This is a genomic window from Rhodoglobus aureus (assembly GCF_039527955.1).
GTDB lineage: Bacteria > Actinomycetota > Actinomycetes > Actinomycetales > Microbacteriaceae > Rhodoglobus > Rhodoglobus aureus.
In genome coordinates, this window is sequence record NZ_BAAAKW010000007.1 from 1 (window position 1) to 22,238 (window position 22,238).

Annotated in this window: 21 protein-coding genes, 1 tRNA gene, 1 rRNA gene and 1 riboswitch; of the genes, 2 read left to right on the forward strand and 21 right to left on the reverse strand. The window is 61.3% G+C overall.

The genetic code is table 11. The features are described 5' to 3' along the window. Positions 1 to 783 (forward strand): integrase core domain-containing protein (locus tag ABD112_RS01285; RefSeq protein ID WP_343922474.1); only part of this gene is annotated, 783 nt, incomplete at its 5' end. Between the two features lie 57 nt (positions 784 to 840). On the opposite strand, the gene ABD112_RS01290 is transcribed toward ABD112_RS01285, so the two are convergent. From ABD112_RS01290 to thiM, 4 genes are all read right to left on the reverse strand, one after another. Beyond that, positions 841 to 914, reverse strand: a tRNA-Pro gene (locus tag ABD112_RS01290). A gap of 77 nt (positions 915 to 991) precedes the next feature. Beyond that, positions 992 to 2,506 carry a bifunctional hydroxymethylpyrimidine kinase/phosphomethylpyrimidine kinase gene (locus tag ABD112_RS01295; protein WP_343922477.1) on the reverse strand — a complete coding sequence of 505 codons (1,515 nt, stop codon included), beginning with the start codon at positions 2,504 to 2,506 and terminating at the stop codon, positions 992 to 994. Continuing rightward, entirely contained in the window at positions 2,503 to 3,231 is a 729-nt protein-coding gene (thiE, locus tag ABD112_RS01300) for a thiamine phosphate synthase (RefSeq protein WP_343922479.1), read from the reverse strand. Before thiE ends, ABD112_RS01295 begins: the two co-directional genes overlap by 4 nt. Next, the gene (gene thiM / locus ABD112_RS01305; protein ID WP_343922481.1) at positions 3,228 to 4,037 is read right to left on the reverse strand and encodes a hydroxyethylthiazole kinase; all 810 of its coding nucleotides are present in this window, start codon (positions 4,035 to 4,037) and stop codon (positions 3,228 to 3,230) included. The genes thiE and thiM overlap by 4 nt, the downstream gene beginning before the upstream one ends. Continuing rightward, positions 4,029 to 4,120, reverse strand: a riboswitch (TPP riboswitch). Its footprint overlaps the gene before it by 9 nt. 181 nt (positions 4,121 to 4,301) lie before the next feature. Here thiM and ABD112_RS01310 point away from each other — a divergent pair. Beyond that, positions 4,302 to 5,810, forward strand: a complete 1,509-nt coding sequence (locus ABD112_RS01310) for an MDR family MFS transporter (RefSeq protein WP_343922483.1) — start codon at positions 4,302 to 4,304, stop codon at positions 5,808 to 5,810. Positions 5,811 to 5,916: 106 nt separating this feature from the next. On the opposite strand, the gene der is transcribed toward ABD112_RS01310, so the two are convergent. From der to rrf, 17 genes are all read right to left on the reverse strand, one after another. Continuing rightward, the gene (der, locus tag ABD112_RS01315; RefSeq protein WP_343922485.1) at positions 5,917 to 7,437 is read right to left on the reverse strand and encodes a ribosome biogenesis GTPase Der; all 1,521 of its coding nucleotides are present in this window, start codon (positions 7,435 to 7,437) and stop codon (positions 5,917 to 5,919) included. Between the two features lie 14 nt (positions 7,438 to 7,451). Then, positions 7,452 to 8,126: a (d)CMP kinase gene (gene cmk, locus ABD112_RS01320; protein WP_343922487.1), complete on the reverse strand. Its 675-nt coding sequence runs from the start codon at positions 8,124 to 8,126 to the stop codon at positions 7,452 to 7,454. Continuing rightward, positions 8,123 to 9,205, reverse strand: a complete 1,083-nt coding sequence (locus tag ABD112_RS01325; RefSeq protein WP_343922489.1) for a prephenate dehydrogenase — start codon at positions 9,203 to 9,205, stop codon at positions 8,123 to 8,125. The genes cmk and ABD112_RS01325 overlap by 4 nt, the downstream gene beginning before the upstream one ends. Further along, positions 9,202 to 9,975 (reverse strand): pseudouridine synthase, encoded by a 774-nt coding sequence (locus ABD112_RS01330; RefSeq protein WP_343922491.1) that lies wholly within the window; start codon positions 9,973 to 9,975, stop codon positions 9,202 to 9,204. The genes ABD112_RS01325 and ABD112_RS01330 overlap by 4 nt, the downstream gene beginning before the upstream one ends. Further along, positions 9,968 to 10,552, reverse strand: coding sequence for an SMC-Scp complex subunit ScpB (gene scpB, locus ABD112_RS01335; RefSeq protein ID WP_343922516.1), 585 nt, complete (start codon positions 10,550 to 10,552; stop codon positions 9,968 to 9,970). The genes ABD112_RS01330 and scpB overlap by 8 nt, the downstream gene beginning before the upstream one ends. Positions 10,553 to 10,559: 7 nt before the next feature. Beyond that, positions 10,560 to 11,408, reverse strand: a complete 849-nt coding sequence (locus tag ABD112_RS01340) for a segregation and condensation protein A (RefSeq protein ID WP_343922493.1) — start codon at positions 11,406 to 11,408, stop codon at positions 10,560 to 10,562. After that, a complete protein-coding gene (locus ABD112_RS01345) occupies positions 11,392 to 12,279 on the reverse strand; it encodes a ParA family protein (protein WP_343922496.1) in 888 nt (295 codons plus the stop codon). Before ABD112_RS01345 ends, ABD112_RS01340 begins: the two co-directional genes overlap by 17 nt. Positions 12,280 to 12,439: 160 nt before the next feature. Beyond that, positions 12,440 to 13,375, reverse strand: a complete 936-nt coding sequence (gene xerD / locus ABD112_RS01350) for a site-specific tyrosine recombinase XerD (protein ID WP_343922498.1) — start codon at positions 13,373 to 13,375, stop codon at positions 12,440 to 12,442. A 35-nt stretch (positions 13,376 to 13,410) separates the two neighbouring features. Continuing rightward, positions 13,411 to 14,043 carry an NUDIX domain-containing protein gene (locus ABD112_RS01355; RefSeq protein ID WP_343922500.1) on the reverse strand — a complete coding sequence of 211 codons (633 nt, stop codon included), beginning with the start codon at positions 14,041 to 14,043 and terminating at the stop codon, positions 13,411 to 13,413. Continuing rightward, positions 14,033 to 15,733, reverse strand: coding sequence for a CTP synthase (gene pyrG / locus ABD112_RS01360; RefSeq protein WP_343922502.1), 1,701 nt, complete (start codon positions 15,731 to 15,733; stop codon positions 14,033 to 14,035). Before pyrG ends, ABD112_RS01355 begins: the two co-directional genes overlap by 11 nt. A 118-nt stretch (positions 15,734 to 15,851) precedes the next feature. Further along, positions 15,852 to 17,558 carry a DNA repair protein RecN gene (gene recN, locus ABD112_RS01365; RefSeq protein WP_343922504.1) on the reverse strand — a complete coding sequence of 569 codons (1,707 nt, stop codon included), beginning with the start codon at positions 17,556 to 17,558 and terminating at the stop codon, positions 15,852 to 15,854. Beyond that, positions 17,555 to 18,499, reverse strand: coding sequence for an NAD kinase (locus ABD112_RS01370; protein WP_343922506.1), 945 nt, complete (start codon positions 18,497 to 18,499; stop codon positions 17,555 to 17,557). The genes recN and ABD112_RS01370 overlap by 4 nt, the downstream gene beginning before the upstream one ends. 58 nt (positions 18,500 to 18,557) lie before the next feature. Then, entirely contained in the window at positions 18,558 to 19,352 is a 795-nt protein-coding gene (locus ABD112_RS01375) for a TlyA family RNA methyltransferase (protein ID WP_343922508.1), read from the reverse strand. Beyond that, entirely contained in the window at positions 19,345 to 19,497 is a 153-nt protein-coding gene (locus ABD112_RS01380) for a hypothetical protein (RefSeq protein ID WP_343922510.1), read from the reverse strand. Before ABD112_RS01380 ends, ABD112_RS01375 begins: the two co-directional genes overlap by 8 nt. A 2-nt stretch (positions 19,498 to 19,499) precedes the next feature. Beyond that, a complete protein-coding gene (locus ABD112_RS01385) occupies positions 19,500 to 20,540 on the reverse strand; it encodes an HAD-IIA family hydrolase (protein WP_343922512.1) in 1,041 nt (346 codons plus the stop codon). Beyond that, positions 20,488 to 22,065 (reverse strand): hypothetical protein, encoded by a 1,578-nt coding sequence (locus tag ABD112_RS01390; RefSeq protein ID WP_343922514.1) that lies wholly within the window; start codon positions 22,063 to 22,065, stop codon positions 20,488 to 20,490. The genes ABD112_RS01385 and ABD112_RS01390 overlap by 53 nt, the downstream gene beginning before the upstream one ends. Positions 22,066 to 22,153: 88 nt before the next feature. After that, positions 22,154 to 22,238 (reverse strand): 5S ribosomal RNA (gene rrf, locus ABD112_RS01395); the annotation flags it as partial.

Below are 22,238 nucleotides of genomic sequence, written 5' to 3' on the forward strand. Positions count from 1 at the left end.
TGTTGGCAATCAGACTTCACCCACTACCGCCTCAGCACCCCTTATGGGCAACCTGGCGCAGACACCGAGATCATCACCTGGCTCGATGACCACTCCCGCTACGCATTACACCTCTCCGCCCACGCCCGCATCACTGCCGTGATCGTGCTGCGGAGCTTCACCCAGACCGCTCATCGGCACGGTTATCCGGCGTCAACGCTGACCGACAACGGAATGGTTTACACCGTGCGCCTCGCCGGCGGCAAGAACAGTGGCGGCCGCACGAGCCTAGAAACCGAACTCTTCCGCCTCGGGATCACGCAAAAGAATGGTTCACCCCATCACCCGCAAACTCAGGGCAAAGTTGAACGCTTCCAACAAACACTCAAGAAATGGTTGCGAGCGCAGCCCAATCAACCCACCACGATTACCGAGCTGCAACTGCTGCTGGACGAGTTCGCAGACGAATACAACCAACGTCGCCCACACCGCTCGCTAGAGCACCGCGCAACACCAGCCACGGCCTACACAACCAGCATCAAAGCCACCCCCAGCAGCACCCCACGCGACGACACCCACAACCGCGTCCGCCACGACCGCATCGACAAATCTGGCACAGTCAGCCTTCGCGTTGCCGGCCACCTGCGCCACATCGGGATCGGCCGAACCCACGCCGGAACCCACGTCACACTGCTCATCCAAGAACTCGACGTCACCGTCATCAACGCCGCCACCGGAGAGATCCTGAGGGAGCTCACAATCGACCTCAACCGCGACTACCAAGCCGCCGGCACAAAAAAATAGTCCGAACCCACAAACCGTGGGTTCGAACTATTCCGATGTCTTGCGACATCACAATTGTCGGGCTGACAGGATTTGAACCTGCGACCCCCTGACCCCCAGTCAGGTGCGCTACCAAGCTGCGCTACAGCCCGCGACAACTCAACTAGCTTACCGTGGAATCTGAGCGCTCGTGTTCACATTGAGGGTCAGGATGGGAGCGCCTGCCAGATCACTCAGCCGCAACCCCAAACGCGGCAGCGAAGAACTCGCGTTCATGCTCCGTGGAGGTCCTGAAAGCCGTGAGCATTGCATCCCGAACCGGCGGAGTGGCGTCTGCCGCGAGCGCCGTCACTATCGTGATAGCTCGCTCCGTGGCATCCGTGAATGCCTGGTCGGCATAGGTCGTCAACCAGTCAGCGTAGGGGTGCTCGGCGTGCGCTAGCGGGTGCAGGCGCGAACCGACGTCGTGGTACACCCAGAAGCACGGCAACAGGGCGGCCGCGAGCACCGCATAGTCACCACGGGCAGCGGTGGCGAGCAAGTGGTTGAGATAACCAGTGGTTGTCGCACTGGGTGAAGCCGCAAACACCTCACCCTCGGTGGCCCACGACTCGTGCAATTGCAGTTCCGTCACAATGCAGCCCTCAGCACTCGACGCCCAAAACGCTTGTTCCGCCGTGGTGGGTGCCAGTCGGGCTGCTTCGGCGAGCGCCCGCGCATAATCCCGCAAATAGAGCGCATCCTGAGCCAGGTACCACACAAAGTCGCCACGCTTGAGGGAACCATCACCCAGGGCACGCACAAAGTCACCCCCATCAATCTGCGCTCGGATGCTCGCAATCTCCGCCCACCAGTGCTCCCGCACCTCAGCTGGCGTCGGCGCCGTCACCACACCCCCGCGCTGCCACATCCCCGCGAAGTGGTTGATGGGCCCATGCCTACGCCCCACCTGCAGCGCTGCCCCGGCACGGATGCTCTCACTCAACCACCGCTTCGACTCCGCCACCGCGGCAGCCCACTCGCCCGTCGCCGCAATGCGGGTAGCCAGAGCGCTCGAGAGCGAACAGCCTGTTCCATGCGTGTTACTGGTGTCTATGCGGATGCCGGCAAACTCAGTCACGACCGGTACGTTCCCAGAACGGGCATCCACCAGCGCATCCGGAGCCTCAGCCCCACTCAAGTGTCCGCCCTTAGCCAGTACCCGCACCCCGTAGGCGGCAGACACCCGCGCGGCCTGCGCCAGCACCTCAGGCCAGGTCTCGACGACAGGTTCCGCGGCGATGATCGCGAGCTCCGGAATATTCGGAGTCACCAGGTCACACAACCGCACCAGCTCCCGTAACGCCAGCTCAGCTTCCGCATCCAACAGCCGGTCCCCACTCGTCGCGACCATCACCGGGTCGAGCACCACCAGCGGTGGCCGCACCTGCTCCAACCACGAACGCACGACACCAACCACCTCGGTGGTAGCAAGCATCCCGATTTTCACCGCATCAATGGCTATATCGTCACTGAGCGCATCCAACTGCTCGCGCAGAAATGAGGCTGGTGGCACATGCACGCCACGCACTCCCTGCGTGTTCTGCACCGTCAACGCTGTTGTCGCCGCCATACCGTAGCCACCATTGGCCGCAATCGACTTCAGATCAGCCTGAATGCCCGCACCACCCGAAGGATCGCTGCCGGCGATGCTCAGCACGCGAGGGACACGGGACACACGCGCTTCGATGGGTCCGCCGCTCATGCGTCTTCCCCTTCGCTCTCTCCCACAGGTTCGCCAGCCCACGCTTCGGCGAGCGCCCGAGCCGCCTCCCGCGGATCAGCCGCGCCACAAATTGCCGACACCACCGCAGCACCATCAGCACCCGATGCACGCAGCAGAGGGAGGTCATCCGGCCCCACCCCACCAATCGCGACCGAAGGCAGTGTGCTCAGGGCAATAAGCTCCGCCAGGCGGGCGTGCCCCAGCTGTTCCGGGGCATCTTTCTTGCTCGTCGTGTGGTGCAGCGCGCCAATACCGACGTAGTCAACACCCGCCGACTTCAGCCCCGCTTCAAACAGTTGGTCCTCACTGGCAGCACTCAGCCCGACGATCGCCTCCGGGCCAACAAGGGCGCGAACTAAAGCAGTGGGCAAGTCGTGCTGCCCCACATGCACCCCAGCAACACGGGAACCCATTTCGCGGGCCGCCAGATACACGTCAACCCGGTCATTCACGAGCACCGGAACCTTCAGCGCCACAGCGGTAGAGACCCGAAGCACCAGGTCGAGAAATTCGCGCGCAGGCATGTCTTTCTCCCGCAACTGCACCAGCGTCACTCCCCCGGCAACGGCCTCATAAACGAGATCAACAAGGTCGTGTCCGGCCGCGCGAGCCTGCGCAGAATCAGTCACCAGATAGACAGAGAGGTCAATGCCTTCCCGATAGCCTGTCAGCGAACCGGCGCCGACAGCACTACCGCCACTCATGCGAACACCGCCCGTGCCGCAAGATCGTCAACGGACACTTCGCTCAGCGCATCAAGCAGCGCCACCGCAAAACTGCCCGGCAGTGCCGAACGTTCGGCCGCCAGATCTGCCGCCACCGTGTACACGCTCGTGGCAGTAACAGCAGCGGTCAGGCTATCCGGAGTTACAGCAGCGAATGCCGCCATCAGAGCACCGAGCGCACACCCACCACCCGTCATCTTCGTCAGCACCGGATGCCCGTTCGAGAGCCTCACAACACTCACGCCATCGGTCACCAGGTCGGTTGCTCCCGAAACCGCGACTGCACCACCGGTCACTCGAGCCACAAGTTGCGCGGCGGTGATCGCGTCATTCACGCTGCTCGTGCTGTCCACTCCACGGCCCCCGGCACCGAGTTCGGCGAGAGCCAGAATTTCAGACGCATTACCCCGCACAATCGACGGCCCCAGATCGCGCAAATGGTGTGCCAGCGGTGTGCGAACCGGCAGCACACCGACCGCAACAGGATCAAGCACCCAGGGTGTTCCCGCCGCAATGGCAGCCGGGGCAGCTTCGAGGGCGGCGGCCCGTTGTTCTTCCCGACAGGTGCCGAGGTTGATCAGCAACCCGGAAGCAACACCGGCAAACATGCTCGCCTCATCCGGAACATCGACCATCGCGGGAGCCGCCCCCACCGCAAGCAGAGCATTTGCCGTGAAGCCCACCACCACGCTATTGGTGATGCACTGAACGAGCGGCGACGTCGATCTCACCGCCTCGAGCGCTTCTTGAGTGGCGGTCAGTAGGTTTGGTGGCGTACGCGACATGCACGACATCCCTTCGCTAGTTCTAACTAGATCAGGTTCGACGGGTGTGTTCTCAGCCCCGCAGGGCACCCCGTGTCACAAGTTGTGCCTCCACGATAGCGGGTAAGCGCAGGGGCGTGTTCGCCTCAGGCGGAAGCGAATGTGGACTATTTCAGCCACGGATGTCGTTGGCCTACGTGACAATAAAGATGACGCAAGATCTGTGCACCCTTTTCGATCCCGGCTGCTGCTTCGTCCTACCGCTTGCACAACGACAGGATTTTCATGACTAGCTTGGCGCCGATTACCGGCAATATCTCGCTCCCCGGGGCGAAAACGACTGTGGCTGATGCCGCGGTCGACCACAGCGGTCGCAACCGTCTCGTCATCGCCCTCATGCTTGCGGCCACCTTTGTGGTGTTCCTCAACGAGACCTCGCTTGTGGTCGCTATCCCCCGCATCATGGCCGACCTCAATATCGAGCCGAGCACAGCCCAGTGGTTGTCGACCTCCTTCATGCTCACGATGGCGGTAGTGATTCCGATAACCGGATTCCTTATCCAACGCTTCTCGACCCGCAGCATCTACATCACAGCAATGTCCCTGTTCACTGCCGGTACTCTGCTTGGCGCTATTTCGCCGACGTTCTTCCTGCTCATTGTCGGCCGCGTGATTCAGGCATCCGGCACCGCCATGATGCTCCCCCTCCTTATGACAACAGTGATGACCCTCGTACCCCCGGCAACTCGAGGTAAAACCATGGGAAACGTCTCCATCGTCATGGCGATGGCACCCGCCGTCGGCCCCACCGTTGCGGGACTCGTCTTGGCCGTCTTCGACTGGCGCTGGGTGTTCATCGTGATGATCCCCATCTCGGTCACCGCACTCATTCTCGGCATCACCAAGGTCACCAACGTCACCGAGCCCCGCAAAGGCTCAATCGACATGTTGTCTGTCGTCCTTTCCGCGGTCGCCTTCTCCGGGCTCATCTACGGACTCTCCAGCCTCGGCGAATCCACCAGCGGAACTGCCGTACTCATCGCCCCCGCCATCCCCATCGCCGCCGGCGCGATTAGCCTCGTGCTCTTTATCGTGCGTCAGATCACACTGCAGAAGACCGACAGCGCGCTGCTCGACCTGCGCACCTTTGCCGCACCCGGCTTCGCGATCTCAATCAGCCTCATGATGGTCATGATGGCCGCACTGTTCGGCACCATCATCCTGCTGCCCATGTTTACGCAACAGGTCCTCGGGCTCGAGCCCATCCAAAGCGGACTCCTCGTTCTTCCCGGCAGCCTCATCATGGGCCTCCTGGGGCCCGTCGTCGGCCGGCTCTACGACAAAGTGGGCCCGCGACCCCTTATGGTTCCCGGTGCAATCCTCGTCAGTGCAGCACTGTGGAGCTTCACTACGCTCTCCGAAACCAGCTCACCGTTCCTGGTTATGGCAATCCACATCCCCATGAGCATCGGCCTAGCCTTCATGTTCACGCCGCTCTTCACCGCTGCGCTTGGCACGCTCAAACCGCACCTGTACTCACACGGCAGCGCCACCATCGGCACTGTGCAGCAGCTTGCCGCCGCCGCCGGAACTGCCCTGTTCATCGCGCTGCTGACAGTCCAATCCGTATCGCTCGCCGCAGCCGGTGCAGAAGAAACCATCGCCCTAGCCGGAGGTGTACGCCTCGCCTTCATGGCCGGCGGAATCATCTCACTCTTCGCCGTCGTCGCCACCTTCTTCATGAAGCGCCCGGTGTCTGAGCTGACGCCCGAGGATGCACCCGCGGATCACTAGCGGCCACTGCTTAACGCGAAACGGCGAGCCAGCTCTCGAAAGAGAATGACTCGCCGTTTGGCGTTTCTGGTACCGCACTCGCTAAACGAGCGCGGTACCAGCACAACTACTTGCGCTTGCGCTTCTCACGCACACGCATGTTGACCTGGATCGGGGTGCCGTCGAAGCCGAAGATCTCACGCAAACGTCGCGTAATGAATCGACGGTACTGCGGATCCAAGAATCCAGTCGTGAAGAGCACGAACGTTGGCGGGCGGCTTGATGCCTGCGTGCCGAACAGGATGCGCGGCTGCTTGCCACCACGAAGCGGGTGAGGGTGCTCTTGCGTAAGTTCGGCAAGAAGCGCGTTGAACTTTCCGGTCGGAACGCGGGTATCCCACGACTCCAGAGCCAGTTCGAGGGCCGGAACCAGCTTCTCCATGTGGCGACCAGTCTTCGCCGAGATGTTGACGCGAGGAGCCCAGGCAACATGCGACAGGTCCTTGTCGATTTCGCGCTCAAGGAGGTCACGACGTTCGTCATCGAGAAGATCCCACTTGTTGAAAGCCAGAACGAGCGCGCGACCCGATTCGAGCACGAGGTCAACAATTTTGAGGTCTTGAACGCTGAGCGGCTGGCTGACATCAAAGATAACAACAGCAACTTCAGCTTTCTCCAACGCTGCACTGGTGCGAAGCGTTGCATAGAAGTCTGCGCCCTGAGCCAAAGCAACACGGCGGCGAATACCGGCGGTGTCGACGAAGCGCCAGAACTTTCCGCCAAGCTCGATCTGCTCATCAACCGGGTCACGAGTCGTGCCCGCAAGATCGTTAACAACAACGCGCTCTTCACCGGCGGTCTTGTTGAGCAAACTCGACTTGCCGACGTTGGGGCGACCAAGAATAGCGACGCGGCGTGGGCCACCCACTTCTTCTTTAGCAACCGTTGAAATCTTGGGAAGAACCGTGAGCACGTGGTCGAGCAAGTCGGCAACGCCGCGACCGTGAACGGCGGAGGCGGGCCATGGCTGTCCGAGGCCGAGGCTCCAGAGTGAAGCGGCATCCGATTCCTGGTGAACGTCGTCAACCTTGTTGGCAACGAGAATCACGGGCTTCTTAGTGGCACGCAACATGCGCACAACGTGCTCGTCGGTCGAGGTGGGGCCAACCGTGGCATCCACCACAAACAGCACAGCGTCAGCGAGGTCGATAGCGATCTCAGCCTGAGCTGCAACGGAGGCGTCGATGCCCTTAGCATCTGGCTCCCAACCGCCGGTGTCGACGATGGTGAAGTGACGGTTGTTCCACTCGGCCTTGTAGTTCACACGGTCGCGAGTAACACCGGGGGTGTCCTCAACAACAGCTTCACGACGACCGATGATTCGGTTGACGAGAGCAGACTTGCCGACGTTCGGTCGGCCAACAATGGCCAGCACGGGAAGCGCGGGAAGGTAGTAGATCGCGTCAGGATCGTCACTGGCCGAATCGAGAACCTCAAGGTCTTCGTCGTCGAGCTCGTAGTCACTGAGGCCGGCGCGCAAAGCAGAGGTGCGCTGCGCAGCCTCGTCTTCGTTCATGCCGGAAAGTCGTTCGACGAGAGCCGGATTCAGTTCGGGAAAGTCGTCTTCGGCGGGCGAATGATCGGCCATGGGTAGTCCTTTAGTTACATGCTGGAGCGAACGAAACTCGCGACGGCCGTCACGGTCTGATCGAAGTCAAGATTGGTAGAGTCAATTGTGATGACTCCTTCTGCGGCGTTCATGAAGTCCACGACTTTGGAGTCCTGCGCATCTCGATAACTGAGTTGTTGCGCCGTTGTCGCGCTCGATTCTCCGGAGAGTTCGGCCGCACGTCTTCCCATCCTAGCTTCTTCACTGGCAGTTAGCAGAATTCGCGCCTGAGCGTCGGGGGCAACGACCGTAGTGATGTCTCGCCCTTCCACCACAATGCCCGGCTTTTCGCTCCCAGCCATGATGCTGCGGAACAGCTCAACCATGTATTCCCGCACCTCAGCAATGCGCGCGATGTTCGACACAACGCCGGTGATGCGAGGTTCGCGGATGTCGTTGGTCACGAGTTCCCCGTCGACCTTCACAAAGTAATTGTCCGGGTCAATCCCGATGCTGTACTCAAAGCGTGGAAGGGTATCGATCACGTTGCTCGGGCCGAGGGTGTCAACACCACGGTCGAGGCAGTGCAGCGCCAAACCGCGGTAGGCGGCCCCGGTGTCCAGGTAGTCAAAGCCGAGCTCGCGAGCGGTCGCTTTCGACACACTCGACTTTCCGCTGCCGGCCGGACCATCGACGGCCACAACAACAAACGACGGGTTTTTATTCACGCTAAGGTCTCTGCAATCTTCCAACCACGAGCTTCTAGCTCGCTAATAAGTAGGGCTTCCTTTTCGGGCAACACCGAGATTTCGGCGAGGCCGAATTGGGCCCCCGGTGAGTGCTCAAGGCGCAAGTCTTCCATGTTCACCTGGGCTTCGCCGATTTCGGTCAGCAGTCGTGCCAGCTCCCCCGGCTTGTCATCAACCATCACAACGAGCTGGCTAAAGTGCTTGCTCGTGCCGTGCTTGCCGGGGATACGAGCGACTCCCACGTTGCCTCCGGCCAAGAGTTCGGCGATAGCGCGGCGTGAGCCCGGCGCATCCGGAGCCTCCAGCGCATCAATCGCCACACCAAGTTCGGTCTGCAGCTCACGCAAAATCTGGGTAACCGGCCCCGAGTTTGCACCCAAAATCTGCACCCACAGTTCAGGCGCGCTTGAGGCAATGCGGGTGGTGTCGCGCAGCCCTTGACCAGAAAGAGCAACGGCGGCTTCGGATGCTCCAGCCAACCGGTTCGCGAGCAGGCTCGCCACCACCTGAGGAACGTGCGAAATCAGAGCCACCGCGTTGTCATGTTCGGACGCCGACATCGCCACCGGAACCGCACCGAGTTCGATCACCACATCTTCAACCGCACGGCGACGGAAAGGCTCTCCCCGCCCAACCACCCACGGTCGACCGATGAACAGATCGGCGCGGGCAGCACTGGCACCACCACGTTCGCGTCCGGCAAGTGGATGCGAACCAACATAGCGATCGAGATCGACACCCAGCGCGATTAGCTCGTCGAGCACGCCCACTTTTACGCTGGCGACATCCGATACCGTCGCCCTGGGCCACGCCGCAAGTTCGCGGGCAACAACTTCAGCCGTGACATCGGGCGGAACAGCAACGATCACGAGCGTCGGAGCATCGTCGGATTGCGGCGCACGACCAGCCCCGTAGTCAATCGCGAGGGTCGCGTTGCTGCGTGACGCATCGTGCAAGATCACATCGACACCCTTAGCGCGCAGGCCGTGCCCGATGCTGGCACCAAGTAGGCCAGCACCAACGATGCGCACCTGCCCGGTTATGCGGCCAAGGTTCACGACTGTTCCTCGGCGTCACGGGCGATCGTCAATACCGCGCCCAACTCCACCTTGGTCAAGTTGCGGGTGCCGCCAACACGGAGGGTGCCGAGATTGAGCGGACCAAACTGACGACGCACGAGATCGATCACCGGGTGACCAACGGCCTCCATCATCCGACGCACAATGCGGTTACGACCCGAGTGCAGAGTGAGCTCTACCATCGTTTCGTCGTTGGATGCTCGGCCGAGCGCCCGCGCCTTGTCCACCGCAATGGGGCCGTCCTCAAGCTCGATGCCCTTCATCAGCTGCGAAATAGTCTGCGCGCTCACGGTGCCCTCGACCTTGGCAATGTACGTCTTCAGAACACCGAACGAGGGATGCGCGAGCACGTGCGCGAGTTCGCCGTCGTTCGTAAGAATGATCAAGCCCGAGGTTTGAACGTCGAGTCGGCCAACGTTGAAGAGTCGTTCGTCATAGTTGCCGGTATACGGCATGAGGTCGGGGCGACCGCTCTCATCAGCCATTGAGCTCACCACGCCGACAGGCTTGTTGAGCATGACGTAGCGCTTGGTGGTATCGAGCTGGATCGCGCTGCCGTCCACTGTCACTCGGTCGGTCGGCTTGACGCGGCGGCCTGCCTCTTCGACAACCTTGCCGTTCACGGCAACGCGTCCCTGGTAGATCAGGTCTTCCGAGACCCGGCGCGAGGCGACTCCTGCCGCTGCCATAACTTTTTGAAGGCGTTCGCCTTCGGGATTGCTGGGGCTTGCGCCATTAGCGTTATTCATCAAAACCGTCCGAACCATCAGATAAAAGCGGCGAGATTGGAGGTAACTCGGCAATGGAGTTGATCCCCAATTGCACGAGCATAAGCTCCGTTGTTTCGTAATGGATGGCGCCCGTCTCGTTGTCGGTAAACGCCTCCGTAATAAGTCCTCGGCCTAGTAGCGTACGCACAACTGAATCAACATTGACGGCGCGCACTGCTGCGACCGCTCCCCTGCTGATCGGTTGCTTATACGCAATTACGGCCAATGTTTCGAGCGCAGCCTGGCTCAAGCGTGACGGGTTTTGCGTAAACACAAAGTCGCGCACTGCGGCGTCGTAGTCGGCACGCACGTAAATGCGCCATCCGCCGCCCACTTCGCGCAGTTCAAAGCCACGACGCGGGCCGTCGCCTTCACCATTGAAGTCAGCGCGGAGTGCGCTGATGGTCTTGCGGATCTTGGCAACGGGCGCGTTGAGCGCGGTCGCCAAGCTCACCAGACTTTGCGGCTCGTCGGCCACCATGAAGATCGCTTCGAGCCCACGGGCGAGGTCAACAATGGGGTCGGCCTCGATCGCTTCCGTCGCAGCGTCAGTCATCACAGCATTAGTTTCCATAGTCAGCTCCCAGATTAGCGAGGCTATCGTCTGACCAGTGGTGCGCGGTCCACCGCACGGTCAGCTCGCCCAGTGGCTCGATCTGTTCAAATGCCACATTTTCGCCGCGGTACAGCTCCAAAACGGCCAAGAATCGCGCAACAATCACGCCTTTGAGCTCTGCACCCGCAATGAGCTGCCGGAACGTCATCGGCTCCCCCGCACGCAACAGTGCGACCACATATGCTGCCTGTTCGCGGATGCTGATGAGCGGTGCGTGCAAATGGTCGAGCCCGACGCTAGGAATTTCTCGCGGCGTGAACGCGAGGGTCGCGAGCGCGGCGAAATCGTCGAGGCTGAGAGTCCAGACCAGCTCAGGAGTTTGGGTGCGGAACTTCTCTTCGAGTCGCACCGAGCGAACCGTGCGCGTTGACTCGGCGTCGAAGTGGCCCGAGAACCAGTCACTTGCCTGCTTAAACGCTCGGTACTGCAGCAGACGAGCAAAGAGCAGATCGCGTGCTTCGAGCAGCGCTACATCTTCGGCATCCACTAGTTCGCCCTGAGGCAGAAGCCCGGCAACCTTGAGGTCGAGCAGGGTCGCTGCAACGACAAGAAACTCGCTGGCCTGGTCGAGCTCGTCGATTCCGTCGCCACTGCCGTCGCCCGTGGACTCAAAGTCGCGCAAGTAGGCGATGAATTCGTCGGTGATCCTCGACAGCGAAACCTCGGTGATGTCGAGTTCGTGCTTCGAGATCAGCGAAAGCAGCAGGTCGAATGGCCCGGTGAAGTTGTTGAGCGAGACCGCGAAACCCGGCGCGGGCGACTGGGCCTCTTCCACGTCGCTAGGCGACGGCGCCACGGGCGATCAGCTCTCGCGCCACCTGGCGGTAGGCGTGCGCCGCGGAATGGTCGGGTGCAAAGGTCGTGATGGGCGCGCCAGCAACACTGGCGTCGGGGAACTTCACGGTGCGACCGATCACGGTCTCCAGCACATCGTCACCAAAGTTTTCGACGACACGTTCAAGCACCTCACGCGAGTGCAGCGTGCGCGCATCGAACATCGTCGCCAAAATACCATCAAGCTTGATGGCGGGGTTCAGACGATCCTGAACCTTCTCGATGGTCTCGACGAGCAGTGCAACACCGCGCAGCGCGAAGAACTCGCACTCGAGCGGAATCAGAACGCCGTGAGCGGCCGTCAACGCATTGACGGTTAACAAACCCAGCGAGGGCTGGCAGTCGATAAGGATTACGTCGTACTGGTCGCTGACCTTGCGCAGCACGCGCGCCAAGATCGTTTCGCGGGCAACCTCATTGACGAGGTGCACTTCAGCAGCCGAAAGGTCGATGTTGGCCGGAATCACGTCGAGCCCGGGAACGTTCGTGTGCACGATCGCTTCTGCCGGGTTCTTGATGGTGCCGAGCAGTAGGTCGTAAATGGTGGGTACGTCGTGCGTAGGCACGCCCAGGCCCGCTGAGAGGGCTCCCTGAGGGTCGAAGTCGATCGCAAGCACGCGACGACCATATTCGGCGAATGCTGCGCCCAGATTGATCGTGGTGGTGGTCTTACCTACGCCACCCTTCTGATTGCACAGCGAAATAATGCGTGCGGGGCCGTGGCCCGTGAGCGGTGGTGGCTCAGGAAAAGTAGTGAGGGGCCGGCCGGTTGGGCCCATTGCCGGAACATCCAACCCTGCCAGCGTTGATTTGTTCTCACGCTGTGTCGTCATGCTGAAAGTTTACTTCGCGCATCCGTCACAGCTTGCGCTCCCACGCGCGGACACAGCAGGGTCACCTCTACCAAAGGTTGAGGGTTTGGATGCGCGACACGCGGGTACCGCGAGCACCTGACGTTGGTCGGCCAATCCCTAGTCGCTCCCTAGTCGCCCTCTAGCGGGCCCGCGGATGCGCCGTCGTGTACATATCGCGCAGAGTGTCGGCAGTCACCATCGTATAAATCTGCGTCGTCGCAACAGACGAATGGCCGAGCAGTTCTTGCACAACGCGCACGTCGGCTCCCCCCGAGAGCAGATGCGTCGCAAACGAATGCCGGAAGGTGTGCGGGGAAATATCGATGCCCAGATTCACCCGGTCGGCGGCGGCTTGGATGATCAGCCACACGTTCTGCCGAGACAACCGCGCCCCGCGCGCACCCATGAACAACGCCGGAGTTGACGGCCCCTTCACCGAGAGCGTTGGTCGAGCCCTCACCAAATATTTCTGGATCGCCTCCCGCGCAAAACTGCCCACCGGAACGATGCGCTGCTTATTGCCCTTGCCCAGCAGGCGCACGATGTCCCCATCGATCATGTCGTCAACGTTCAGCGAAACCACCTCTGAGACGCGCGCGCCGGTGGCATAGAGCAGTTCGAGCAGAGCCGTGTTGCGCAACGAGATCACGTCATCACCATCAAACGACGACAACACACTCGCCATCTGCTCGATCGTGATCGCCTTCGGTAAGCGCATCGACTGCTTCGGAATCGCAACCGCGTGAGCAACATCGACTGTCGCGAGTGATTCATCGATAAAGAACGTGTGCAGCCCGCGCACGGTCGACAGCATCCGTGCGACCGAAGATGCCGCGAGCGGACGTTCAGGATCAGCACGCAGGCTGTGCGCAAACGCGGTCACGTCATCCGCAGAAATCCGGTCTGGGGTCGAAATGTCGCGCTCCCCCAGAAACGTGAGATACGACTCAAGGTCTCGGCGATACGCCGCCAACGTGTTCTGCGAGAGCCCGCGTTCAATCGCCAGATGTCGAAGGTAGCGCTCAGAGGCGACCGCAATCGCGTTCCCCGCCCCGGTGCGCATCGACTCACTCATCTGACTCAGCTATTCGTGTGCATTACTCTGGCGAACTACTCGTCGTAGTTTCGTGGATGCCGCGGCCATGGCTCATCGGCAGGGCCGAGGGTATTCCAGCCCCGGTCGCGCCCAAGCTGGGCCGCAAGCAGTCCAACGCACAGGATCGAGTTCTGGATGCGGCGGTCAAGCACTGCTTCGACAGCGTCCTCCAGCGGAACCCAGTGCATTTCAATGCCGGCCTCTTCCGCATAGCGGTCGAACGTATCGCCCGTGTTGCTCACTCCGCGAGCGAGGTAAATGCGCACGGCTTCGTTGCTTCCGCCAGGCGAGGTCAGCATTTCACTGAGCACATGCCATGACTCAGCCTGCAGATCGGTTTCTTCAGCGAATTCACGTTGCGCAGCACGCAGCGGCGACTCATTGAGCACGTCGAGGAGGCCAGCGGGCAGTTCCCAATCGCGCAGACGCACCGGATGCCGGTACTGCTTGATCAGCAAAACCCGGTCACGCTCATCCATGGCCAGCACCGCAACCGCGCCGGTATGGTTCACGAATTCACGCGTGATGGCAGAGCCATCTAGCTCAAAACTTTCGCGGTCAACATTCCACACATGACCGGCGAACACCGTTTCGGTGTTCAGCAGTCGTGGGGTGACGCGGTCGTCACTGAGTTCGTTATGCATCATCCTGCTCTGTCACCTCAAAGAGGCGGCTGGATTTTTGACGCTCAAGCGCTGCCGCAACAAGGCCACGGAACAGCGGGTGCGCGCGGTTCGGGCGCGACAGCAGTTCGGGGTGAGCCTGGGTTCCGACGTAGTAGGGGTGGACTTCGCGCGGCAGCTCAACGAATTCGACGAGAGTGCGGTCGGGGGAAATTCCGGAGAACGTGAGTCCAGCATCCGCAATCTGCTGGCGGTATTCGTTGTTCACTTCGTAGCGGTGACGGTGGCGTTCAGCTGCGGTCGGTGCGCCGTAAATTTCTTCGACGATCGAGCCTGGTTCAAGGTCGGCATTGTAGAGGCCGAGACGCATCGTGCCGCCCATGTCTCCTCCGGCAATGATGTCGACCTGCTCCGCCATCGTGGCAATAACCGGGTACTTGCTGTCGGCGTCGAACTCTGTCGAGGATGCGCCTTCGAGGCCCGCCATGTCGCGGGCATATTCGATGACCATGCACTGTAATCCAAGGCAGATGCCGAGGGCGGGGATGCCGTTCTCGCGAACGAATTTGAGGGCGCCGAGCTTGCCCTCAATGCCGCGCACACCGAATCCACCGGGAACGATGATGCCGTCGAGGTCACCGAGTTGCTTGGCTGCCCCTTCGGGGGTTTCGCAGTCGTCGGAGGCAACCCAGCGAATGTTGACCTTCGTGTTGTTCGCGAATCCGCCGGCACGTAGTGCTTCGATTACCGAGAGGTAGGCGTCGGGCAGGTCAATGTACTTGCCGACAAGGCCGATGGTTACTTCGTATTTCGGGTTGTGCACGGCTTCGAGCAGCTCGCTCCAGCCATCCCAGTTCACTGACTTAGCTTCGAGACTGAGCTGGTTGATGATGTAGGCGTCGAGTCCCTGGCTGTGCAGCATTTCAGGGATGTCGTAGATGCTCGATGCGTCGGTGGCGTTGACGACAGCATCTTCTTCTACGTCACACATGAGCGCAATTTTGCGTTTGTTGGATTCGGAGACGGGGCGGTCGCTGCGCAGCACGAGGGCATCAGGTTGGATGCCGATGGAGCGCAGTGCGGCAACGGAGTGCTGGGTGGGCTTCGTTTTTTGCTCACCGGATGCTGCCATGAACGGCACAAGCGAGACGTGCACGAAGAACACGTTCTTGCGACCGAGTTCGTGACGCACTTGGCGGGCAGATTCGATGAAGGGCAGGCTCTCAATGTCGCCGACGGTTCCACCGATTTCGGTGATGATGACGTCGGGCTGCGGGTTGTCATCGTCGAAGGGGCCGGCGGCCTGCAGGCGCATGCGGCGCTTGATCTCATCGGTGATGTGCGGAATGACCTGCACAGTGTCACCGAGGTACTCGCCGCGGCGCTCTTTGGCGATCACTTCGGAGTAGATCTGGCCGGTAGTGACGTTGGCTGCCTGATTGAGCTTGATGTCGAGGAAGCGCTCGTAGTGTCCGATGTCGAGGTCGGTTTCGGCGCCATCATCGGTGACGAAGACTTCACCGTGTTGGAAGGGGTTCATGGTGCCGGGATCCACATTCAGATAGGGATCCAGCTTCTGCATGACGACGCGGAGCCCGCGTGCTGTCAGCAGGTTTCCGAGACTCGCCGCCGTAAGGCCTTTACCGAGAGAAGAGACGACTCCTCCGGTGACGAAGATGTGCTTTGTTACGACCGCGTTTTTATTGTCCACCACGGGGTTCTATCGTATCCCACGTCTGACGTATCTGTCGCGGCCTCAGGGCGTTTCGTTACCGGCTTAACAGCCTGAGGTGTCGCAAGGCGGAAATGCTACGTCACGTTCGCGGCCTGAACTAGCGGCTTGCGTGCTCGAGTTCGTGCGCCGTCTGGAGGAGTTCGCGGGCGTGGGCGAGCCCCGACTCGGAGTCGGGCAGGCCTGAGAGCAATCGCGCCATCTCGGCGATTCGCGCTTCGCCGTCAAGCTTGTGAACGCTGGATGCCGTGACTGAGCCGTCGTCGTCCTTGATCACGCTGAGGTGGTTGTCAGCAAACGCGGCAACCTGGGCAAGGTGGGTGACAACGATCACTTGGGCGGTGCGGCTGAGCTGGGCCAACCGTTTGCCGATCTCGATGGCGGCAGCACCGCCGACTCCGGCATCCACTTCGTCGAAGATGAAGGTCGGCACAGGATCATTGCCGGCGATGACGACTTCGATGGCGAGCATGACGCGGGAGAGCTCTCCCCCGGAGGCGCCCTTTCCGAGTGGACGCGGCGGTGCTCCGGGATGCGGGCGCAGCAGGATCGAGACTTCGTCTTTTCCGCTGAGCGAGTAGTCGCTGCGGTCTTCGACGGTGACAACGATCTCGGCGTTGGCCATGGCCAGTTGGGCGAGTTCGTTCGTTACTTCTGCGGAGAGTCGTTCGGCGTTACGAGCGCGCACGTCGCTGGCTTGTGCGGCAAGGGCGATGAGTTCGGCCTGGTCGGCTTCTACCTGTGCCCGCAGTGCATCAATGCGGGCGGAATCATTGTCGAGGTCGAGCAGACGCTGGCTGCCGGTATCGAGCACATCGACGACATCGTCGAGGCTCACACCGTGTTTGCGAACGAGGGCAGCGAGTTGGCTGCGGCGTTCTTCTACCTGTTCGAGTTCTCGACTGCCATCGGCATCGAGGCTTGCGAGGTAGCTAGAGAGATCGGTGGCAATTTCGCCGAGGGTGATGGATGCTGCCGCCAACGCTTCAGCGATCGATGCGAGCTGGGCGTCGTGCTCAGCAACCCGCTCTAGCCCGCGGTAGGACGAGGCAAGCTGTGCCACCACATCGGAGCTGTCATCTGCCGCATCTGCCGACAACACCGCGTGGGCACCTTCTGCCGCGAGGCGCAATCCTTCAAGATTGGCGAGTCGATCCGCTCGTTCGGTGAGCTCAACGTCTTCGCCACGGCGCACGTCGGCCGCCTCAATTTCGTCGATCGCTACACGAAGTTCTTCGGCTTCTCGGCTGCGCAGATCGCCTTCGGCAACGAGCACATCGAGTTCGCCCTGCGCAGTTTGCCAACGGCGGAACACGGTTTGGTACTGCCCAAGCACTGTTGCAAGTTCGACTCCGGCGAAGCGGTCGAGGGCGTTACGTTGCGCCGTGGATGATTTGAGTCGTATTTGTTCGGATTGCCCGTGCACGACGACCAGCTGAGCGCCGAGTTCGGTGAGTACGCCTACTGGTGCACTGCGGCCGCCAACGACGGCGCGACTGCGGCCTTCCCGTGGGACGGTGCGCACGAGCAGCAGTTCGCCGTCGTCAAGATCGCCTCCGGCATCCCGCACGCGTTCTGCAACTGCCGATTGTGGGTCGATGACCCAACGACCTTCAACGGATGCTTGATTGCTGTCTGCGCGGATCGTTGTTGCATCGGCACGCTCCCCCAGCAGTAGGCCGAGGGCGGTGACAACCATTGTCTTACCCGCGCCGGTTTCGCCGGTGAGTGCGGTGAAGCCTGGGCTGAGCGGAAGTCGTGCCGAGGCAATAACACCGAGGTCGCGAATGGAGATCTCTTCGATCACGAGTTGGCGCCCTCCTCCGAAGCTGGGCCACGCCATCCGTTGACCGGCAAATTGAATTTCTTGACGAGACGATCAGTGAACGGGCCTTGGGCGAGTCGAGCAAGCCGCACCGGTACCGGTGAGCGGCGCACGATGACACGAGCACCTCGGGGCAGGTCATAAGCGCGACGGCCATCACACCACAGCACGCCGATTCCCATGTTGCGATCGAGCACTTCAACCGCGAGGGCCGAGTCTGGCCCAACGACAATGGGTCGCGCAAAGAGTGCGTGGGCGCTCAAAGGCACGAGGAGAATGGCATCGAGGCTGGGCCAGACGACGGGGCCGCCAGCCGAAAATGCGTAGGCAGTGGATCCGGTGGGGGTCGACATGACGACTCCGTCACAGCCGAAGGATGAGAGTGGTCGGCCGTCGACCTCAATCACGACTTCGAGCATCCGCTCCCGGCTAGCTTTTTCTACGGTTGCTTCGTTGAGGGCCCACGTTTCGTAGACAACCTCAGAATCGACCTTCACTCGCACGGAGAGCGTCATGCGCTCCTCAACGAGGTAGTCGCGAGCGAGAGCGCGTTCGACAGTGGAGGTGAGTTCTTCGCGTTCGCTTTCTGCGAGGAAGCCAACGTGGCCCAGATTCACCCCGAGCAGCGGCGCACTGCACCCTCTGGTCAGTTCGGCCGCGCGAAGGATCGTTCCGTCACCGCCGAGAACAATAACGAGTTCGAGCTCACCCGTCTCAACCTCATTGCCCAGTCGGGAGACCGGGGCGAGGCTCGGCTCAGCCTGAAGAATAGTTTCGTAGCTGTCTGGCGATAACACCGGAACTATGCCGGCGCTGATCAGCTGATGACACACTGAAATCGCGGCGGTCAATGATTCTGCCCGACCCGTGTGGGCAATTACTAGGATGTGACGATCGGAAGCGTGAGAGTTCTCGGACTGCACCGTGCACCTCTCCTTCGCAGTGATTGATAATTCGTATCGCGCTGGCCCAAACCTCGCTCTAAGCGATGGAACAGACCTGTGTTAACCATTGTGTCGGATTGGTGTCCGATCGTGCGCTCAACCAGACCAGATACTCACGGTTTCCCGCATTTCCGGCTATTGGGGAGGAGATGGCCCCGGCTGTGCCGAGCCCCAGATCCCAGGCTGCCCACAAGACGCCCATAATCGCTTCGTCGCGCAGCGCCGCCTGGTGCACAATGCCCTCGCGAATGTTCGTGCGCCCCACCTCAAACTGTGGTTTCACGAGCAAAACGTAGTCCGCAGCATCCCCCACCGACGCTTGCAGGGCAGGCAGCACAGTACGCAGCGAGATGAACGAGAGGTCAGCGACCACGAGTGTCGGCGTTTCGGATGTCCCGCTCAGATCTGCAAGCGACTGCGCGGTGAGATAGCGGGCATTCTCTCGCTCAACCACCCGAACTCGAGCATCCGAACGCACCAGATCAACGAGTTGGCCGTGCCCCACATCAAACGCGATCACTTCTCGGGCGCCACGTTCGAGCAAAACTTGTGTGAAGCCCCCTGTGGAGGCGCCAACATCGAGGGCCAGCCTGTCGCTGGCATCAATGCCGAACGACTCGAGGGCGGCGACAAGTTTGTGGGCGGCGCGACTCACATAGTGATCGGTTTCAGCAACCTCAATCGCGTGATCATCGGTCACGGGTGTGGACGCTTTGGGCACGGCAACGCCCTCGACCGTCACGAGGTTGTCAGCGATGAGTTTCGCTGCATGAGTGCGGGATCGGGCGAGACCTCGCGCCGCCAACGCAGCATCTAGGCGCATACTAGCCATGGCGCGGGAACGAGTCCTTGCCCTCGAGTTGCTGCTGCAGCTCATCATGAATCTGCGTGAATGCGGCAGCCCTCGACTCAAGCGGTTGATCTTCGATCAGGCTCAGTCGTGACATCAGTCCGTCGACGGGTGATTCATCGCTCATACTCACGAATATAGCTCCGCGGGAACCTCAAGCGCATAGATGGCGCTCCCCGAGTTCCAGATTGCTGCCGATCCGGCGCGCAGTCGGTCGATGGATGTTCCGGCCGACGTCACGGTCAAGCGCTGTGCTTCCAGGCGCACTGTCGCCGTTCCCACTGTCGTCACTACGGCGGCGCCGTCGTGCGTGACCACGGTTTCTGGATACGGCTCATGCAGCCCCCGCAGGTCGTCGACGATCATCGTCGGACGCTCTTCGGGAATCGCCGCAAGCACTTGCTTGGCCTGGTCGATGCCGGTGAGCACGAGCAGCGACGGGATGCCGGCCTTGTTCGCACCGAGAATGTCGGTGTCGAGGCGGTCGCCAATCATCAGCGCTTCGCGTGACTCGTAGCGGGTGAATGCCTCTTCGAAGATTGCCACTTCTGGCTTTCCGGCGACGATCGGCAGCCGACCAACAGCGGTGTGCACGGCGGAGACGAGGGTGCCGTTTCCCGGCGCGGTTCCGCGAGCTTGGGGAATCGTCCAGTCAGTGTTCGTCGCGATCCACGGGATGCCGGCTTCGCCACCTTTGAGAGCGAACGCGGCTTCAGCAAGGTGCACCCACGCCACGTCAGGGGCAAAGCCTTGCACGACGGCCGCCGGCGAATCCTCTGCGGAGCGGGTTACGACAAAGCCGGACTTCTCGAGCTCACTCGTGAGCCCGTCTCCCCCAACGACCATGACGGTGGCACCCGCAGGCACCAGTTCGCGAAGCAGCCCCATGGCCGCTTGGGGTGAGGTCACAACATCGTTCGGCTCGACGCGCAGTCCGAGTTCACTCAGATGAGTGGCGACGGAGACGTCGGTGCGCGAAGCATTGTTGGTGATGTACGCAACTTGCGCGCCCTCAATCGCGTTGATGTTCTCGACGGCATAAGGAATCGCATCCGCACCGCGATAAACGACGCCATCAAGATCGGCAAGAACCAGCGTGATGCCGGCGAGCGGTGTCTTACTCGACACGCTCGCCGCTTTCGCCTTGGTTCCCGTCAGATTCGTTGCCATCAACATCGTCAGTGCCGTCCAGAGGCCCATCGGCATTCTCAGTTTCTGTGTCGACTACGGCATCCGCTTTGGCATCGACGTCGACGCGTTCGTCTGCACCGGCGCTCGATTCCTCACCATCGTACGAAGCATCTTCGTATGACGCGTCATCGAACTCGAGCTCTTCTTCGACTATTTCGATGGTGGCATCATCGTCTTCGTTGAGCGCATCAGCAGCAACATCGGCTCGGTCGAACCAGGTCGCTGCTTCTTCTTCGCGACCGAGTTCTTCGAGCACGGTGCCGTAGGCGCCAAAGAGTGCCGGGCTGTAGCTGAATGCTTTGGTGGGATCGAGCTGCGGAATCTGCAGCTCGACGAGTGCTTCTTCGGCCTGTCCGAGGTCAAGTCGAGCGCCAGACATGGCAATCGCGAGCTCAACTTGCACGCCAACTGACAGGGTGCTGCGGCGAACCGAGCGTCCCAGCTCGAGTGCGCGTTCGGGGCGCTCAAGGCCGCGTTCGCTATCAACCATCATCGGCAGTTGGTCGTCGCGACCAGAGATACGTCGGTAGGTGCGCAGTTCGCGCAGCGCGAGTGCGTAGTCCTCAGTTGCATAGGCGGTGATCGCGAGTGTTTCGCGCACAACACCGATACGACCGGCACGGCGTGCAGCCGAAATTGCGTGTTGGTGAGCGAGCTCGGGATCGCTTTCGATGAGCTGCGAGACCATCACAAGGTGCAGGGCAACACCTTCCGCGTTTTCCTTGCTCAAGGTCTTCAGCTCATTGGAGGCGATGCGGTCAAGCATCTTCGGGGTGATGCCCTCAGGAATCTCGGGTGCCTGGTGGAATGCACGCACCGAACGGATGCCGAAGGGGTCACGATCTTCTTCAGGCTCGCGTTCGCTAGCGTTGTGGTCTCCGCGCGCGGGTGCACCGCCCTTGGTCCACAAACGTTTCTCGGGGGGCCCATCGCTGCGACCTGAACCGCGGTCGGGACGTCCTCCGCGTTCCGGGCGACCGGAGCCGTCGTTACGCTGCGGACGAGCCGGGCGATCGCTGCGCTCGGGGCGACCTGAGCGGTCTCCGCGGTCGGGGCGGTCGTTTGAGCGTGGCGCCCGGTCATCCCGGTCGCCAGACCGTGGTGGCCGGCTCTCGCGGTCGCCTGAACGCTGCGGACGCCCTTCGCGGTCGCCCGCAGAATCGCGACGCGGTGCGCGGTCGTCACGGCCGTTGTTGTCACGTCGAGGTGCGCGGTCATCGCCACCGTTGGAGCCGTAGCGAGGTTTGCGGTCGTCACCTGATGGCGCACCATCGCGGCGAGGCCGGCGGTCGTCGCCTTCGGGTTTGGCCCGCCAGGGTCGGTCGGAACCGGATGCTGGCTTGCCGCGAGCTGGACCACCTGCGGCGTTGTCGCGGCGTGGCCTTCCTTCGCTTGGTCGTCCCTCACCTGGTCGCCCACCGGTGGGTCGACCACCAGATCGTGGCGCGCGGTTTCCGTGGGGTCGGCTATCGCGACGTCCATCGTTACCTGACGAATCACTCACTTTTTGCTCCTGAATCTGGGTGGGACTTAACGCAAAATGGCCACCCTCCGCGTCTATTAAACACGGGGGTGGCCATTTTACAATTGAAGTCCGGCGGTGTCCTACTCTCCCACAAGGTCCCCCTTGCAGTACCATCGGCGCAGAGAGTCTTAGCTTCCGGGTTCGGAATGTAA